The sequence below is a fragment of the Spirosoma aureum genome (assembly GCF_011604685.1).
Lineage (GTDB): Bacteria > Bacteroidota > Bacteroidia > Cytophagales > Spirosomataceae > Spirosoma > Spirosoma aureum.
In genome coordinates this window covers 341,141-359,963 of sequence record NZ_CP050063.1, presented here as the reverse complement: position 1 = coordinate 359,963, position 18,823 = coordinate 341,141, and the positions used below count along the sequence as shown (strand labels likewise).

The window sequence follows — 18,823 nt, the reverse complement described above, 5'->3', positions numbered from 1 at the left end:
CCGTATCGGTTAACTAGCTATTCAGCTTACTGCATCTGCATTTCTAGTATTACTGCGGATGATTTCAACTGATTCACAAGCTCAGAATGTCGCGCGTCGGCTCCATGACGCGCACGAGACGTATAAAGAAAAGACCTTCACTGTACGTCGATTCAAGCACAAAGATATTGTCCCGTTAGTAAATGCGCTGGATCGGCAGAACCCCTTCGAAGTCAGTCAGATCGGCGAATCGCTTGAGAAACGGGCAATTTATCAGGTTAAGGCCGGAACAGGGCCAAACAAGATTCTGTTCTGGTCGCAAATGCACGGCGACGAAGCCACGGCGACTATGGCGCTGTTCGATATTTTTAACTTCCTGAAAGCTAGTAACGATGAATTTGATGCGCTCCGGCAGTCGATTCTTACCCACACAACGCTGTATTTTGTGCCGATGCTCAATCCGGATGGGGCCGAACGATTTCAGCGCCGAACCGCAACAGACATTGACATGAATCGGGATGCGCTACGGCTCCAAACGCCGGAGGGTGCGCTGCTCAAAAAGTTACAACAGACATTGCAGCCGTTGGTTGGCTTCAATCTCCACGACCAAAATCCGCGCTATAGCGTGGGCAATACCGGAAAGCAGGCCGTAATGTCCTTTCTGGCAACCGCTTACGATGAAGACCGGAACATTAATGAGGTACGCGAACGATCAATGCAACTCATCGTAGGCATGAACCGGGTTTTGCAGCAATTTATCCCGGAACAGGTCGGACGTTTCGACGACGAGTTTGAGCCGAGGGCGTTTGGCGACAATATACAGAAGTGGGGGACAACCTTGGTTTTGATTGAGTCGGGGGGCTTCAAAGGCGACGTAGAGAAAATGACAATCCGGCGCCTGAACTTTGTTGCCATTCTAACGGCACTGGTAGCTATTGCCGATGGGTCGTATAAACGAGACAATCCGGCCGATTATCAGGCTATTCCCGAAAATGGCCCTCTACTTTTCGATGTACTGATACGGAATGCAACGGTTATTCGCGAAGGCCATTCTATAACGATCGATGTAGGCATCAGGCAAATTGAGGTCAATTCAGAGGATGGAGGGTTTCGCTATAAAAGTGTGATCGATGATATCGGTGACCTTTCTATTTTTTATGGATTGGAGGAAATCGATGCGACCGGTTTAACGTTGACCCCTGCTCATATTTACACGGATACGCTTGACTCGGTTGATGGAATCGCTCAATTAGATTTACCCGCGCTGCGGAATCAGGGTATCGTTGCGTTTAAGGTGCGTCAGTTGCCTGAAAATAGCTTTCATGATCAGCCGGTTCATATCCTATATGCCGGTGATTTGCCTGCACAGCCGTTACAGGTCGATCAGATTCCAACGTTCCTGTTGATGAAAGACAACGAAATTTTGTACTATTTTGTGAATGGATTTTGGGAGTTCACTCCTGATAACGCCAGAAGGCAGGGAAAGATGTTTAATGGCGTAGCCGAATAAGTTCGATTAGGATGCTGATTTTAACCAAATTGTATAGACTCTTTCAGGGTTGGAACAGAATTAAAATCAGTTCTAATGATGTTTTGTAAAATATTGATTTTTAGTAAGTTATGGATTTTGGCAAATATAATCCAAGCGTAACATTGGGGTAACGTTGGCGTAATATTGGACTGGTAGCTTTGCGACGCTTAAAAGCGACTCCAATCTACCAATATGAACCGAAACGTATTACTTATTCTCTTCTCACTCTTCTCGACCGCTGTTCTGGCGCAGACTGGTACCGTTAGAGGTATCATTAAAGACAGTAAGACAAAAGAAGCCCTTATCGGCTGTACCGTGCGAATTGACGGTACCCAACTTGGCGGTACTACTGATGTTGAAGGAAGTTTTTCCATTGCAAATGTTCCCGCTGGTACGCAGAAAGTTGTTATCTCCTACATTTCGTATCAAACGAAAGAAATTCCAAATGTTCGGATTGAGTCGGGGAACACCACGGCCATTGAAACCGAACTGGACGAAGAAGGTAAATCTTTACAGGAGGTTGTGGTTCGGGCCAACCGGGCAACCAACACTGAAGTAGCGGTTATCACCGAAATCAAACAGCTGAAACCGATAGCCGTTGGTATTTCAGCTCAACAGATCGTGAAATCGCAGGATCGCGATGCGGCAGCGGCCATTCGCCGGGTTCCGGGTGTAAGTATTGTCGATAACCGCTTCGTACTGATTCGCGGTCTGGCCGCCCGGTATAATTCGGTGTTAATCAACGATGTGATCACACCATCGACCGAAGTAGATACGCGGTCGTTCTCGTTTGATCTGGTGCCTAGTAACATCATCGACCGGATGATTGTCTTTAAATCCGGTTCAGCTGACCTTCCCGGCGACTTCGCGGGAGGTATCGTTAAAATATATACAAAGCGCAGGCCCGAACAGAATTTTACGGATGTGGCCTTAACGGTCGGTTATCGTCCAAACACGACCTTTCAAGGCGTTCAGTCTCATTCTCGGGGCGGTTTAAATGCATTAGGTTTCTGGAGTGCCGACCAGCAGCTCCCAAGTAGCTTTCCTAAAAGTGCTGGGACCTTTGATGCATTAAACCCGGCTCAACGGGCAGCTTATGCGCGACTACTACCGAATACGTGGGGTTTGAATACTGTTTCGGTAATGCCCGATATTCGGTTTGCGCTCAATACCGGGCGCCGGTTCGACATTGGCAATGTACGCGTCAGTAACCTGACCAGCATTAACTATGCCGTTACAAACCAGTTTGCCAACATTGATTTCAAACTGTATGATAATGGTACAGTTGCCAACTCGGTCGCATCGCAATACAATGATGCTAACTATGCACGTGGCACTCGTTTGGGTATCCTACACAACTGGTCAGCTCGTTTTTCGCCAGGTTTCAATTTAGAGTGGAAAACACTCTTTAATCAACTTAGTACAACCGAAACCGTTATTCGTACGGGGCAGGATATCGCCAACAACAACGATGTACAGAGTTTCTCGGAGCGGTTTGAAAACCGGAGCATATTAACGACACAGTTAGCCGGCGAGCATACCATCAGTGAGCTGACTAAGATTAACTGGGTTGGTAGCTTCGGGTATACCGGACGTTGGGAGCCAGACTGGAAACGGGCTCGTTACACACGACAATTGGCTTCAACCGGGCCATACACAATCGTAGCTCCCAATGACCCAACGCCAAGTGAGGTAGGTCGCTTCTATTCAAAATTACATGAATACGTCGTGTCGGCCGTTGCTAATGGTGAGCATACATTTGGTAATCCAACGGATCGTGAACCCAATCGTATTCGGTTCGGGGTCTATGGCGAACGCAAAAATCGGGATTATGCCGCTCGTTTTTATGGCTATTTATCCCCTTCCTTAACTGCCCGGCAGCGGAGTGTCGGTACGGCTTTTTCGCCTGAATATGTGAATGGCCAGGGTGGGGAGAATGGTGGTTTTACCATTCTGGATGGAACAAGAGATCTGGATTCGTACCGGGGCATCAATAGTTATGCAGCGGGTTATGTCAGTGGTGATGTCTATTTCGGCCCAAAGGCGAACCTAACGGTTGGCTTTCGGGGTGAGTATAACGACCAGAGTATACGGGCAACCGTTCAGGGCGTCGATAAACTGTTAGCATCGAACAAAATTTTTAGCCCGCTACCTTCCGTTAATTTCACGTACAAGCTAAGCGAACGGACAAATCTTCGTCTTGCTTACTCATCGTCGGTTAACCGTCCGGAAATTAGAGAGTTAGCCCCTTTCCGTTACTACGACTTTAATCTGCTGGCCGATATTCAGGGAAATACCACACTAACGACCGCAAAAATCCAGAATATCGATGCGAAATGGGAGTTTTACCCATCGCCCAATGAACTGATCTCGGTTACGGGTTTCTATAAGCATTTCAAAAATCCGATTGAAGCGTTATTGCTGGTTCAAACCAATACGCTGGCCTATACCTACTTCAATAGCCAGTCGGCTCAGAACTACGGTGTCGAAATTGAAGTACGCAAAGGATTCACAAATTCGTCCAGCCTCTTCCTGCAAAACCTGTCGGTTGTTGGTAATCTATCGCTCATCAAAAGTAAGGTCACTGTTGGGGACGTTATTACTGCTCCCGACTTGAGCGGACAGATTAATCCCTACAGAAATGCTACTGATTCTGAGCGCCCCCTGGCTGGTCAGTCGCCTTACCTGATCAACCTGGGGGCCTACTATACTGCTCCAAACTCGGGCTGGCAGGGCAACATTCTGTATAACGTATTTGGCCAGCGAATTTTTACAGTTGGTAACATTCAGAATCCGACGATTTATGAGATGCCACGCCATGTGGTTGACATAAACGTAACGAAGCAAGTTGGCAAGAAAATCGAATTGCGATTGGGTATTCAGGATATCTTAAATCAACCCGTTCGTTTTGCTCAGGATTTCAATCGTGACGGTAAAATTGGTAGTGACGTAACCTCACAAACTGCTAATGCCGATCAGAATATCCGTCGGTTTAAACGAGGTAGCTACTACACGCTCACTGCTGTTTACACATTTGGTCGTCGAACAATAATCCCTTAACCAACACGAATCACCAACAATCAACGAGTTAATTAACCCAATCAATTATGAAATTTCTCAAAAACTGGCAGTATTCATTGCTGCTTTTGTTAGGGCTTACAGTAACGTTCACCGCGTGTAAAAACGACGATGAGCCAGCGGCCGTGTTGAGTGTCACAGGCATTAATCCAACGTCGGCTCCAGTTAGTAGCACTATTACCATTACAGGAACACTGTTCAACTCAACACCAGCCAGCAATACTGTAACCTTCACGGGTAATGCAGTGGCTACAGTTGTTTCGGCAACACCAACCCAATTAGTAGTAACGGTTCCAGCCGGCGCACAAAACGGAACGATTACGGTTACAACGGGTGGCCAGACCGCAACCAGTTCGCAGGCATTTTCGCTGAGCGCCCGTACGGTAGTGACTGTAACAGGCAGCCTTACTGCAAACACAAATTGGACCTCTGATAATATTTATTTGTTGAAAGGCTTTGTGATTGTCGATAACAACTCAACGCTGAACATCCAGGCCGGAACCATCATCAAAGGGGCTGGTAAAGCGGATGATCCGTCTGGGCAACAGCGCGGAGCTACGCTTATCATTCGCCCAGGCTCTAAAATCAATGCCGTAGGTACGGCCTCGGCGCCAATCGTTTTCACATCGAATCAACCCGCTGGTTCACGCAATTATGGTGACTGGGGTGGTATTGCCATCTTCGGTAAAGCACCGATCAACCAGCCGAGTGCAACCACATTTGAAGGTGGTCTTCCAGGAACGGTTGGTACGTTTAGTGATGCCGCCGACAATTCAGGTACGATGCAGTATGTACGGGTTGAGTTCGGTGGTATCGCTCTGCTGGCTAACAGTGAAATTAACGGTATATCGCTCTATGGCGTAGGATCGGGTACCACATTGGATCATATTCAGGTTTCCTACTCTGGCGACGATTCATACGAATGGTTTGGTGGTACGGTAAATGCTAAATATCTAATTGCTTACCGTGGTTTCGATGACGATTGGGATACTGACTGGGGTTTTTCAGGAAAAGTACAATATGGTTTGTCACTCCGTGATCCGAACGTAGCTGACCAGTCAGGTTCGAACGGTTTCGAGTCGGATAATTTTAACCCCGGCGCACCCGCTACGGGTCCTAATGCTGGTCTGCCATTAACGGCTGCAGTCTTTGCAAACATGAGTAACTTCCTGACGAGTGGCACACCACCAACCGGAAATACATCGGGCGGTAGTGGTCCTTACCAGTCGGCGATGCACCTACGTCGGAATACGAGCATTAGCATTTTCAATTCGGTCATGGTTGGTTATCCAGAAGGTCTGCGTTTAGATGCTCAGACAGGAACGACCAATACGCTGGATAATGCAACGAGTGGCGCATTACAATTGCATGGTGTTGTAATTGCTAATTCAACGACTCCCGTTCGCGGAGCACAAGCTATCACCGACGCTCAGGCGACAACGTTCTTCAATACAGCCGCTTATAAGAATCAGATCATTCCTAGCGCTAGCCTGGCTACTCTATTGTTGAACGCTCAAACGTTCAACCTGAGCGGTACGCCAAACTTCTTACCACAGACAGGATCACCGTTGCTAACGGGCGCCATCTGGGATGGTAAAGGAGCTGATGCTTTATTCACGAAAGAAACCTTCATTGGTGCCTTTGGTACCACAGATTGGACGCAAGGCTGGGCTAATTGGAACCCCCAGACCACGTCTTATAACTAAGCAGTTAAGTTAATTTTCATATTGGTGTCGCACGAAAGGGCCGGGGCTTTGCACCGGCTTTTTTCTTGTTATAACCGTATCGAATTCTTCAACGCTGATTCTACTATTGGATAAAAAGACAAAGTACAGCCAAAGGTGCCAGATGAAGCCGTATATAGTAATACGTAAGGACGTAAACAACTACACAGGTTAAGGGTATTTCATCTGATGAGTGACTTCTATAAAAATGAATACACTGACTTTTAGACTGTTGCATGCCTGATCTATGATAGATAATAACGAATTTTATTCGGAGAATTGATCTGATTCATTGTATAACATACCCAAAAGTTCGTACGTTTGCATGAATTACTTACTATTATCCATCAAAATAGGATAGATAGTATATAAATAAGCCATTTATTGTGTTACTTGGAAACTCAATACTCGTCTAACAGCCAATTAATCCTATTGAACTCTGAGACAGAGTAGTTAAGCGATTGAGTAATCAGTTGATCACCTACAGGATAGTTGATGGTAAAGTAGATTGACGCAATTTTGGTATCGAGCACTGAAAACGCCAAACCTTTAGCGCTTACCAAGTTGTATTAATCTAGTAAAGGTCATACAGTTATCCAGGTAACATTGTCAAACCCTAAAGTCACCGTAACAGATGATTTCAAAAAAAGCTAAGTACGCTATTAAAGCCCTTAAGGTTTTAACCGAAGAGTATGGGAAAGGCCCTGTGCTGATCTCCTATGTTTCTGCTAAAGAGAATATACCTAAGAAATTTCTGGAAGCTATCCTGCTTGAACTCCGTAACCATGGAATTCTTCAGAGTCAGAAAGGCAAAGGAGGAGGGTATCTATTGCGTATTGATCCAAGCCGGGTTAATCTGGCCCAGGTCTTGCGGGTTATTGATGGACCGATTGCGCCAACGCCTTGTGTATCATTTAATTTCTACGTGAAATGCGATGATTGTAACGATGAAGTAACTTGTGCGCTAAAGCCAATTATGGAACGGGTTCGGGATGCAAACCTGGACGTTTATGAAAATACAACGTTGCTGACGTTCCAGAAAACAGAGTCAAATCCAACAAAAGAAATTTCCATTGGCGCAGAAAATGGTGAGCTCGCTGAAGTGTCGGGTAACCGGATCTCTGCTTAATATTATTGTTCTATAAAACCGTCGGGTTATATAAGGGTAAAGATCTGGCCTCTTTATCCATATATAACCCGATAAGTTTTAATACCTTTAGCTCGGCTGGTGTTCTTTACGGAGCAGATCGTTTACCGTTTTGACCGGGTTGAACGTTATCAACGGGACCTCCACAAAAATAGTATTCCAGTCGGCCATTGCACCGTTCCAAAGGCCGGGCAACTCCTGAGCTTTGAGGTCTTTCCCATCTTTCGATTTCGCCGTAATAAATCCGGTGAGAGGATCGCGATAATTTGTCAGATCATACTTCCGGCCATGATGGTCTTTCAGGCCGCAAATTAAATCTACTGGATTAAAATGCGTTGCTTCGTCGAAGATGGCTTTCTGATCACCATCGGCCAAATCGATTTGAGCTGATTCTACCACTTGCAGGGATACGGAACCATCCTGGTTTTTGGCCCAGAAAGGTCCTCCACCGGGTTCACCTACATTCTTGACCATACCGCAAACCCGTACCGGACGATCTAATTTCTTCCGGAAGTAAGCCAGTTTTCCCTCTTTCGAGAGACTGTCGAAGCCATCGGGCGGGAGTGTGAATAACGTCCGGCGGAACAGTTCGTCGGCTTCGGCCAGATAGCCTTCGCTCACATCGCTGGACTGGCTTTCCAATAGACCCTGCAAACGGGCAATCTGTTGCTGGGCGTCGAGAAGGACAGCAGCCAATACTTTCTTATAGGTAATCGTCTGTTCTTTAATATCATCCGGAACAACATTGTCGATATTCTTAATGAAAACGATATCGGCATCAATGTCGTTAAGATTCTCAATCAAGGCACCATGACCCGCTGGCCGGAAAAGCAGTGAACCATCGGCATTACGGAACGGTGAATTGTCAGGATTGACGGAGATGGTGTCCGTCGATTTTTTCTGCTCCGAAAAGCTAATATCGAACGTTACCCCAAGCCAGGCTTCATAGTCCGCTTTTTGTTCTTCGATCAGTTTCTCAAAACGGTCGCGGTGTTCGGGCGAAACCGTAAAGTGTATCTTAACCAGCCCATCCGAATTCGCATATGCGGCTCCTTCAACGAGATGCTCTTCAACGGGAGTCCGTGGGCCATCCATATAGCGGTGAAATTTCAATAGACCTTTGGGCAGACTGCCGTATTCCAGCCCTTCTTCCGTCAGTAGAAATCGCAACACTGTTTGCCGTTCATTGGCGGCCACGGCTTTATCCAGATCCTGACCTTTGGCAGCCATGGCCGCTTTCAGATCTTCATAAAAGGCGAAGTCGGTCAATCGGGCAAATACTTCATCCGTTGATTTATCGGATTTCCCATCAAGTGCTGCAAACAGCGACTTGAACATACGCGTAGCGGCTCCGGAAGCGGGTACGAATTTAACCAGATCGCGTTCGTGAGCCGCAGCATCGAAACGATGAATGTAATCCGGCAACTGATCTTCATTAATCCGTACAATGCCATCGCCTATTGTAGCCGCTTTGATGACGTTGAGGTAGGGAAAACCATTTACAAAGTACTGTATCTGCTTGTCGATCTGCTCAGGGGTAACGCCCTGCGCCAGAATCTGGTCGTGATCTTGCTTGGAAAATTGCATAAGGTAATGGAAATAATAGCGTTAGGAACGGGCGGCAAATTGGCTATTTCGACAATGTGACGCAAATCAAATTTTAAGGAAGTCTGCCAATTTAGTAATTGGCCAATTAAGTAAACCTGAAATTGAGGTCAGTTATCAAATCGGAAATTTAGTAAAGAGACATTTTTTTAATTAGCCAGTTACCTTTGTTCCCAAACTTATGCTACAACTATGAAACTGATAGCTTTCGATGCGGACGACACACTTTGGGTAAATGAGCCCAACTATGTCAATGTTAAGGAAAAACTATGCGAACTGCTGTCGCATCATATTGATCAAACAACACTGTCGCAGCGGTTTTATGACGCACAAATGCGTAACCTTCGGGTGTTTGGTTATGGAGCCAAGAGCTTTATTCTTTCCATGATTGAGACTGCCATTGAGTTGACCAACGGAGCCATTACCGGATCAGAAATTCAGCAAATCATTGACGTTGGAAGAGAGTTAGTGGAATTTCCAATTGAAGTGTTCGACGGGATTCATGAAGTGCTGGAAACGCTTTCCCAACAGTTCGATTTAATGGTGTTGACAAAAGGGGATCTGTTCGATCAGGAGAGTAAAATTGCCCGCTCCGGCTTAGGACATTATTTTAAGCACGTCGAAATTGTCAGCGAAAAGAACGAGCAGGCCTATCTGGGAATACTCAAAAAATACAATCTTCAACCCAGCGAGTTTATCATGATCGGTAATTCACTGAAATCAGATATACTTCCTGTGGTGCATATTGGTGCACGAGCGATACACATCCCCTATGCCATTACGTGGGAGCATGAACGGGTAGGAGAGGAGCATCTGGAAGGGAAATCCTTTACAACGGTCGACAACGCCCGCGAACTTGTAGGTTTATTAGAGAAAGCTAAAACTAGAGAGATAGCGTAAAATCATCGGCATCCAGATTGGCCGGAAACTTTTCGCGAAAGGCGCGCAGGTCATCTAATGATAAATGCTGCTGATGACTGATTTCTGTGTCTGCCTGCCGGAATAGAACGTCACCTTTAAAATCAATAACAGCCGAGTCGCCGGAGTAGGGATGCTGATTGCCGTCGTTACCAACCCGATTGACGCCAATCACATAACTTAGATTTTCGATCGCCCGTGCCTGGAGGAGTGTATTCCAGGCATTACGCCGGGGAGCTGGCCAGTTGGCAACGTAGAGTAACAGATCGTAGTCAAAATCGGTCGATACCAGGCTACGATTGCGGCTCCAGACCGGGAAACGAAGGTCATAGCAGATAAGCGGACAAATTCGCCAGCCTTTCCATTCTTTGATAATTCGCCGGGTTCCGGCGGTGTAAACACCATCTTCGCCCGCCATACGGAAGAGATGGCGTTTGTCATAGGTATCAAACTGTCCATCGGGTTGCATCCAGATGAGCCGATTGAAATAATTACCCTTTTCCTGAATGACATAACTCCCCGTAACAACGGCCCCGGTTTGGGCCGCCATCTGCTTCAGCCACCGAAAGGTGGTGAGGTTCATTGGCTCCGCTACAGCACGTGCATCCATCGTAAAGCCAGTGGTGAACATTTCGGGCAGAACGATGAGATCCGTCGATTCTGGCAGAGAAAAAATACGCTCCTCCAGCATAGCCCGATTAGCCACAGGATCATGCCAGTACAAATTAGGTTGGAGGAGGGTGATGTGCACAGGAGATGAATAATATGGAATGAACAATGCAGAATGACATGAACTATTACTTATTCATTCTACAGTCCTCATTACTTGGGAAACTTCATTCGATACTCTGCGTCTGTCTTGCCTTTGGTAATGTCGGCCAGCTTTTTCTTGATAAGCTGACGGCGCAACGTAGGTAAATAGTCCGTAAAGAGTTTTCCTTCCAGGTGATCGTATTCGTGTTGAATAATACGAGCGGCCATGCCTTCATACTCTTCTTCGTGCTCGTTCCAGTCGGTGTCGAAATAACGGATTACAATGATCTCTGGCCGGAAGACTTCGCCCCGAATGCCGGGAATGCTCAGGCAACCTTCCTCAAAACCCCAGTCATCACCAGCCTCTTCAATGATTTCGGGATTGATAAAGACTTTCTTGAAACCAACCAGACTTTGATCGATGTCTTCCTCTGGCTCGTCTTCGTTCAACGGTTCACCATCCACTACAAACATGCGAATGCTCTGGCCAATCTGTGGTGCCGCCAATCCGACACCCGAGGCCGCATACATGGTTTCGAACATATTTTCACTCAACGTCTTGACGTCAAGGCTACCGGGCTCAATGTTCTTAGCCCTTTTTCGCAGCACTGGGTCGCCGTAGGCAATTATTGGGAGAATCATAATTCAGTTTCCAGTATCCAGTACGTAATTTCTGCTCAACAACTGAAGGCAGAAAACTATATACTCGATACTATTTTTTGCTTTCCATATATGATTGGAGAATGATAGCCGCACTGACTTTGTCGATGTTGCCCTTCTCGCGTCGATCTTTTTTACTGCTTCCGCTGGCAATCATGGCTTGCAGGGCCATGGCGGATGTAAAGCGTTCATCATGCCAATAAACCGGAATCTCGGGCAAAGCGTTCTGCAAATGCGTGACGAACTTGCGGACACGGGGTGTATTATCCGTATCGGTTCCGTCTAATCGTTTAGGTAGCCCAACAACAAAAGCGTCTACGGGTTCTCGTTGAACATACGCTCTGAGGTATTTTAACAGCTCATGAGAGGGTACCGTTTCCAGCGCCGAAGCAATGATTTGCAACGGATCGGTTACGGCAATGCCGGTTCGTTTTGCGCCATAATCGATTGCCAGGAGTCGTGCCATATCAGATACAAAGGTATAACATTGAGAACAGTTTGGCGTCTTTTTGTGGTGTAAACGGAATTACGGTCTGCCCCGAATCGATTGATAGCTGCTTTGGAGACCGAAATACGAGGTAGAATAAACAAATACCCTCAGACGATAGCGTCGGGTTGGATTCCTGAATCCGGCCCGACGCTATCGTCTGAGGGTAGCTTTGAGAAGTTTATAAACCAGTCTTAAACGGATTCAATTGTAGAGTTGGCAAACGTTGTCGGTTGGCTGGCACTTGTCTGGATGTTGGTTAGGCGCTCATGAATTGGTCCAGATTTATCTTTAAGGAAACCGCCCGAGCCTTTCGTGAAAAAGGCCTTTATTTCGGCCATAATTGACAAGGCAATCTCATCGGGAGTCTCTGCGCCCAGATCGAGGCCGATAGGCGCATGGACCCTATTGAGAGCTACTTCTGAGAAATTCAAACCATCTTTCTCAAATTCAGCCTGCATTTTATCAAATCGTTTGCGTGGCCCTAAAATACCAATATAGGGCACATCGGTCGCCAACAAAGCCTGTAAAACAGCTCGGTCGTAATTGAAATTATGGGACATCAGGACGGCTGCTGTTCGGCTCGTAATGGTGATCTGATCAAGAACGGCCTGACGGTCGGCATAAAGAACGCAGGTCGCGATCGGAAAACGCTTTGGCGACAAATGCGCAATGCAATCGTCGGTAACGGTAACCTGCCAGCCAAGATCACGGGCAAGTTTGGCCACCGGAATGACATCATACCCAGCTCCGAAAATAACTAACTCAATACCAGGATCAATTCGCTCAATAAACACCTCGGCACTTCCTGATTCGACAAAATAGGTCTGCGTGAGTGGCTTGCCGGTTTTGAACGTAAGCTGCATGTCATCCTGCAACCAGTCGGGCAAAAGACTTGCTGATTGATCGGTCAGAACAAACCGATTGCCCGGAATAAAACCTGTTGCCTCGTCGCTTTTCAGAATCGTAGCCAATACACGTACATCCCGTTTCTGGATAAACTCATGTAATAAGGCCACAGGATTCTTTGGATCGGCCGGATCAATTGGTTCGATCAGAATGTCAATGATACCGTTGCAGCCTAATCCTACGCCGAAGCTATTGGCTCCATCGTCCATTGTGTCGTATGTAACAACGATCGGTACGCCATCGAGCATGACCTGCCGGGCTTTTCGGAGTGCATCGCCTTCCAGGCAGCCACCGCTGATGGCCCCTTCCCAGCGGCCATCATCAGTGATGAGCATCCGTGCTCCTGGCCGACGATACGACGAGCCTTCAACCCACACCACAGTTGCCAGAGCTACCTTGCGCTGTGAGAAGTCAATTTGCTCAAAAACCTCAACGATGCGGGCTATTTCTTTCATGCTATAATCGATATACGGCCTCGTGGTTTTCGGGATTCGGTCCTATAAACTCGTTCAGGAGCCGTTCCGTGCTGAACAGCCCAATCAAATAGTTTAAACCATAAACCGTGGCCGCTGTTTATACTTTCGCTAAATCAAAGGGTAGTCGTCGGATGCGTTTGCCTGTAGCGGCAAAAACTGCGTTGGCTAAAGCCGGAGCCAAAGGCGGTAATCCGGGCTCACCAACACCTTTGATCTTGGGTCCTCCTTCGGCTAAAATAAGCACTTCGACTTCAGGCATCTCGTTAATTCGAAGCATCCGGTTTTTGTCGAAATTAGCCTGAACTGCACGACCTTGTTCAAATGTAATTCCATCTTTAGTCGCAGCTGTTAGGGCCATGGCAATAGCGCCTTCAACCTGCGCTTTGACCGTGTCTGGATTAACAACCGTACCAAGGTCAATGACACAATAGACTTTGTCGACTTTTACGCCACCATTTTCTGTTTTGGAAACTTCGACCACCTGACCCGCTAAACCGGCAAAGAACTCCCATTGTGCCACTCCCCGACCTTTTCCGGCGGGCAGCGGTTTATCCCAGCCCGAGAATTCTTTTAGTTTGGTCAATACCCGCTTGGTGTCTGATTCTTTCGTTAACATGGCCAGCCGGAACGCTATCGGGTCCTGGCCTGCTTTATGAGCCATTTCGTCCAGAAAACACTCGTGCGAGAAGGCCAGCGTCGAACTCGTCACCGAACGCCAGTAGGTGAGCGGAATGTGAACCTCAGCATGCACATAACGTGTGTTCACATTCGGAATCTCGTATTTCTGCTCGTTCGTACCTTCAAGCATGGTGCCATCGGGCTTGGCTTTATCATATTTGCCCGTTTCGCCCATCGTTGCATCAATGGAGGGCGAAATGACCTTATGTTGAAGAGCCACCGCCTGCCCATCACTCGACAATGCTCCGCGCAAAGCCGAATAGGTCATCGGGCGAAAAGGACCGAGCGTTGTATCATCTTCACGCGTCCAAACGACCTTAACCGGCTTCCCAATTGTTTTGGAAAGCAAAGCTGCTTCGCTGGCAAAGTCCTGGGTTAGCCGCCGGCCAAAGCCTCCGCCATTGAACAGCACGTGCACTTTTACGTTACTGGCGGGCACCTTAAGCACCCTGGCAACTTCGTCGATAACCAGGTCACCACCCTGCGATGAAACCCATAGCTCAACCTTGTCGCCGGGCTGATAATGGGCCAGAGCATTCATTGGCTCCATTGTCGAATGACTGACAATGGGTGTTTCATAGAGTGCTTCCAGCTTAACCGGAGCCTCGGAGTAGGCTTTATCGAAGTCGCCCAGACTATGGCCGACAACACCATCGGTTTTGGCTAGTTCACGGAGCGAATTGTCAAAATCAGTTGAATTGAATGTGTCGTGTCCTTGATGATCCCACTTAACTTTAAGTGCTTTTCTTCCTTTTAAGGCAGCCCAGTAATTTGTGGCAATAACAGCTACGCCTTCATATCGGTTTTTGCCAACGACCCTTTCCACCTTCACGGCTTGCTGCACGCCTTTGACTTTCAATGCCTGAGTGGCATCAAAGCTAACCAGTTTGCTGCCAAGCACCGGGCAACGTTCGATCGATGCATATACCATTCCCGGCGTTTTAGCATCGATACCAAACTGTGCCTGTCCCGTAACTTTGAGAGGTGTATCAGGGCGCGGTGCCGATTTGCCCAGAATTTTAAAATCCTTTGGATCTTTTAACGCCGGTGTTTTCGGAACGTCGAGTTTTGACGCTATTTCCGCCAATTCGCCATACGACGTTTTTTTGCCCGATGGTCGATGGATGATTTTCGCGTCTTCCGCGTAGCATTCCTCGATCGGTACATTCCATTGCTGACTAGCGGCTTTAATAAGCATTTCGCGGGCCGAGGCCCCTACTTTACGCATCTGCGTATAGCCGCCCCGGATGGAACCGCTACCACCCACTGCCTGCGACCATAAACCACCGAATTTGCTTTCGCCACCAGTTTGTTTGATCACAACCTTATCCAGCGAAACTTCCAGTTCTTCGGCAATGAGCGCTGGAACCGACTGGAATGTTCCCTGACCAATTTCGGGTCGGGGATTCATGAACGTAATTCGCCCCGATTTTTCGATAATGATAAACGGAGTCAGTTCGACCGATTCAAGCAGGGTTACTCCAGGCTGGGCCAATCCTGGCCGGGCGCTAAGATTCAATACAGGACCTGCAGTGGCTTCAGTTGATGAGAGCCCTAAGGCAAAGGCCGTACCCGTCAAACCGACTGCTTTCAGAAAGCCCCGGCGGTCAATGGCTGTTTGAGTTGGTTTCGCGCTCATCGTTTGCCGATTTTAGGAGTTGACTTAGGTACTTTCGGGGCCGACGCCATATCGGCAGAAGCGGTGTGAATAGCCTGCCTGATGCGATTATAGGTACCACAACGGCAAATGTTACCCTGCATAGCCGCGTCGATATCGTCGTCGGTGGGTTTGGGCGTATGTTTCAACAAGGCAACCGCCGACATGATCTGTCCTGACTGACAATAGCCGCACTGTGGTACCTGATGCTCAATCCAGGCTTTCTGAATAGGATGGTCGCCATTTTTAGAGATGCCTTCGATGGTTGTTATCTTATGACCTACCGCTGCCGAAACGGGTAAACTACAGGAGCGAGTGGGGCTACCATCCAGATGAACGGTACAGGCACCACACTGCGCTATACCGCAGCCGAATTTAGTGCCGGTTAACCCGACCACATCGCGGATGGCCCATAACAGGGGCATGTCGGCATCGACATCCAGAGTATGGGGCTGATTATTGATGGTCAATTTTACAGAAGACATAACCTAAACAGAATAGGATAAAGAGCGATTTCTGCCCGCTATGTTGCGCTGACGGGCAAAAAAACGCAACGAAAGTTAAGCAATTAAGCCCGAAGAACCACCTTGCTTCTTAATTACTTAGTTGATACGATGGGGCCAGCATTTACCGTTACAACGCCAGTTTCGGTGAGTGCTTTGGCCTCGGCATCGGGCACATGCCATGAATGATCAAAATAGCCGGATACAATCGGCGTTTTACTGGATTCTTTAAACAAAACGAAGTCTTTGAAGCCATTGATTGCATCAAGAGCCCGATTGGTGAAATAATTTGGGGTTTCAGTGCCTGCCCACCACGGTTGTCCGGAACTGATGGCTACATAGTGATTATTCATCGGGAAGATGTAAAATAAGCCGTAATCACTGGCCGCTGACGATAGCTGCATGGGCAATCGATCGCTGTATTGGTTCACCAGCTTGTTGGTTTCTTTGGTGCCAAATAGAATCAGATTTGAACTTTCCAGATCGCTTGGCCGAACATCTTTATCGGCCACAACATGCGGAAATACCATAATACGCCCTAGAAACTCCCCTCGATAGGTAGCCCAGTTGGCCGCCTGAGTCGCAATTTCCTGTCGTGTTTTCAGTACATCGGCCGATGGGTTATCGGCTGTGCCATAAACATACAGATGCCGACCGGCAATTGCGGCACTGATAGGCCCTTCTGCCCCTGCGTGTTTAGCTGTAGGCGTGGGTTGGTAAATACCCGCTTCCCAGCCTCCTTCACGTTTGACGAGGGTAAGCGAGTCACTTACCTGAGCACTTATAGCTTTACCATCAATAACGACATCGACTGGCCGTTTCGCTTTGAAGCTAGGATGCCCTGTCAGCTTAAGTGTTAATGCCCCCAGATTTGTCGTCGTGATATCGATGTGGTTGGCTCCAGAAAATTTTGCGTCGACATTGGCTAGCATACCAGGTGTTAGCTGGTCAATTCGAACCCAATAAGCTGATGGATATTTGTATTGCCGGGTCGTAAAGCGTACTCGCTCAGGAAAACGGTTCCGCTTAAACTGATTGAACCAGCCGAAGATAAACTCGTTCTCATAGGCCTGTACCCAACTGTCGTGTTTAACGCCGGGATATTCTTTATAGGTTACGTTGACGCCTAAATCCTGGAAACGTTTCACCCATTGCCGGGTGCCTTCTGGTTTCACCGCCGGATCGGCATCCCCCTGAAATAGATGCACCGGGAAATTGGTTGCATTCGCTGCCAGGTCGTCGGTGCCTCTGGGAGGGGCCGGGCAAACCGGCGCAATAGCCGCCCAAATATCAGGACGACTTAGCCCAATCCAGAGCGTACCGCCCCCGCCCATCGACAGGCCAGTTAGGTAGGTGCGGTCTTCATCGATGTTAAAGCGTTTTTTGACATCCGCTACGACGTCATAAACATCTTTTTCGGGAATTCCCTGATAGCCAGCGGTGCCACGCGCAAAAGGGGAGGCAACAATATAATTCACGTCGGCCCATTCCGGGAAATAGCGGGTGGCTTCGATATCGGTTTCGCCCTGTGCGTTACTCTTGCCAAATACGCGCCGGAGCGACAGCCGATGATTCGAGCCTGCACCGTGGAGCATGATAACAAGCGGGTATTTTTTCCTGGGGTTATAATTCTTGGGGACATATAATCCATAAGGCTGTTCAGTATCATCAACATCCGAAAAGAAGGTTACTACCTGAGGGCCAGCGGGCAGTTTTTGGCTGTAGGACGTTCGTGGTAAAGCCAATGTAGCTGCCAGCGAGAGCATTGTCAAAGACCGAATGAATGGCATTAGGAAGGCGATTTAGGAGAAAACAATTGCAAAGGGTACAAGGAGAATAGCTGATTTCTATTGATTAAACCAGAAATTACAGGTAATTATACATGATTGTCTTATTATGTCATAATAACATAAAGGGAAATTTATATTTTTACATGACCTATTCTGAACAGCTGAATGCCTTTTATAAAATGGTGTCCGATGAATGCGTACAGGGTGTATCGCTCGACTGCGTAATCTTTGGTTTTCATGATACACGCCTGAAAGTGCTGCTCTTACGATGGAAAAACACTCAGGAATGGTGTTTGCCCGGCGGCTTCATTTATAAAACAGAATCCGTCGATGTGGCGGCCGAACGAGTGTTACGTGAGCGGACCGGTTTAGATCAGTTGTTTTTACAACAATTTCATCTGTTTGGTGATGCTGTCCGATATAACCGGGAGGATACCTGGCAAAGGCAGAAAATGCCAATGCCTTTTGAGAGTGGTGGATGGCCCGAGCGTACACTATCAATTGGTTATTATGCAGTGGTCGATCAGACAAAGGTGATGCCAACGGCTGATTTTATGACGGATGAATGCCGTTGGTGGGAAGTAAGCGATTTGCCTTCCCTGCTCTATGATCACCAGCATATTGTGGAAGTAGCATTGCAAACGCTTCGGCTACAGCTTAGCTGGCAGCCAATTGGCCTGAACCTGATGCCAGAAAAATTTACGATTCCTGAATTGCAACGGCTCTATGAAGCTGTACTGGGAAGATTGCTGGATGCCCGAAATTTTCACAAAAAAATCATGGGGCTACATATACTAACCCGATTAGATGAACGCCGAACCGGTAAAGCGCATAAATCGCCCTATCTATACCAGTTTGATCGGGAAAATTACCAGAAAGCCCTTATCAGTGGTAATTTGAGCTTTGTTTAGCCGGCTACTTAATAAGC

The 18,823-nt window shown here is 47.5% G+C and carries 14 protein-coding genes; 6 read left to right on the top strand and 8 right to left on the bottom strand.

Annotation, left to right across the window (positions count from 1 at the left end; all coding sequences use genetic code 11):
• The first annotated feature begins 58 nt into the window (after positions 1-58).
• The 4 genes from G8759_RS01490 to G8759_RS01475 all read left to right on the top strand — a co-directional run bounded on the left by G8759_RS01490 (position 59) and on the right by G8759_RS01475 (position 7,441).
• Positions 59-1,489, top strand: coding sequence for a M14 family zinc carboxypeptidase (locus G8759_RS01490; protein ID WP_167204555.1), 1,431 nt, complete (start codon positions 59-61; stop codon positions 1,487-1,489).
• A 213-nt stretch (positions 1,490-1,702) separates the two neighbouring features.
• Complete coding sequence (locus G8759_RS01485) at positions 1,703-4,570, top strand: TonB-dependent receptor (protein WP_167204553.1); 2,868 nt, start codon at positions 1,703-1,705, stop codon at positions 4,568-4,570.
• Between the two features lie 47 nt (positions 4,571-4,617).
• The gene (locus G8759_RS01480) at positions 4,618-6,294 is read left to right on the top strand and encodes an IPT/TIG domain-containing protein (RefSeq protein ID WP_167204551.1); all 1,677 of its coding nucleotides are present in this window, start codon (positions 4,618-4,620) and stop codon (positions 6,292-6,294) included.
• A gap of 652 nt (positions 6,295-6,946) precedes the next feature.
• Positions 6,947-7,441 carry an RrF2 family transcriptional regulator gene (locus G8759_RS01475; RefSeq protein WP_167204549.1) on the top strand — a complete coding sequence of 165 codons (495 nt, stop codon included), beginning with the start codon at positions 6,947-6,949 and terminating at the stop codon, positions 7,439-7,441.
• Between the two features lie 87 nt (positions 7,442-7,528).
• Here the strand turns inward: G8759_RS01475 and G8759_RS01470 are convergent, their stop codons facing one another.
• A complete protein-coding gene (locus tag G8759_RS01470; RefSeq protein WP_167204547.1) occupies positions 7,529-9,046 on the bottom strand; it encodes a DUF4301 family protein in 1,518 nt (505 codons plus the stop codon).
• A gap of 210 nt (positions 9,047-9,256) precedes the next feature.
• Here G8759_RS01470 and G8759_RS01465 point away from each other — a divergent pair, with 210 nt between their 5' ends.
• On the top strand, positions 9,257-9,964 hold the full coding sequence (locus G8759_RS01465) for an HAD family hydrolase (RefSeq protein WP_167204545.1): 708 nt from the start codon (positions 9,257-9,259) through the stop codon (positions 9,962-9,964).
• Here the strand turns inward: G8759_RS01465 and G8759_RS01460 are convergent.
• From G8759_RS01460 to G8759_RS01430, 7 genes are all read right to left on the bottom strand, one after another.
• Positions 9,948-10,733 (bottom strand): amidohydrolase, encoded by a 786-nt coding sequence (locus G8759_RS01460; protein WP_167204543.1) that lies wholly within the window; start codon positions 10,731-10,733, stop codon positions 9,948-9,950. The genes G8759_RS01465 and G8759_RS01460 overlap by 17 nt on opposite strands.
• A gap of 71 nt (positions 10,734-10,804) precedes the next feature.
• Positions 10,805-11,377: a peptide deformylase gene (gene def, locus G8759_RS01455; protein WP_162385818.1), complete on the bottom strand. Its 573-nt coding sequence runs from the start codon at positions 11,375-11,377 to the stop codon at positions 10,805-10,807.
• A gap of 70 nt (positions 11,378-11,447) precedes the next feature.
• Complete coding sequence (gene ruvX, locus G8759_RS01450) at positions 11,448-11,861, bottom strand: Holliday junction resolvase RuvX (RefSeq protein ID WP_167204540.1); 414 nt, start codon at positions 11,859-11,861, stop codon at positions 11,448-11,450.
• 215 nt (positions 11,862-12,076) lie between these two features.
• Positions 12,077-13,246: an XdhC family protein gene (locus G8759_RS01445; protein WP_167204538.1), complete on the bottom strand. Its 1,170-nt coding sequence runs from the start codon at positions 13,244-13,246 to the stop codon at positions 12,077-12,079.
• Between the two features lie 118 nt (positions 13,247-13,364).
• A complete protein-coding gene (locus G8759_RS01440; RefSeq protein ID WP_167204536.1) occupies positions 13,365-15,584 on the bottom strand; it encodes a xanthine dehydrogenase family protein molybdopterin-binding subunit in 2,220 nt (739 codons plus the stop codon).
• Positions 15,581-16,087 (bottom strand): (2Fe-2S)-binding protein, encoded by a 507-nt coding sequence (locus tag G8759_RS01435; RefSeq protein ID WP_162385814.1) that lies wholly within the window; start codon positions 16,085-16,087, stop codon positions 15,581-15,583. The genes G8759_RS01440 and G8759_RS01435 overlap by 4 nt, the downstream gene beginning before the upstream one ends.
• A 113-nt stretch (positions 16,088-16,200) precedes the next feature.
• Positions 16,201-17,895: a carboxylesterase family protein gene (locus G8759_RS01430; RefSeq protein WP_167204533.1), complete on the bottom strand. Its 1,695-nt coding sequence runs from the start codon at positions 17,893-17,895 to the stop codon at positions 16,201-16,203.
• Positions 17,896-18,038: 143 nt separating this feature from the next.
• Here G8759_RS01430 and G8759_RS01425 point away from each other — a divergent pair, with 143 nt between their 5' ends.
• Positions 18,039-18,806 (top strand): NUDIX hydrolase, encoded by a 768-nt coding sequence (locus tag G8759_RS01425; protein ID WP_167204531.1) that lies wholly within the window; start codon positions 18,039-18,041, stop codon positions 18,804-18,806.
• The last annotated feature ends 17 nt before the right edge of the window (positions 18,807-18,823 follow it).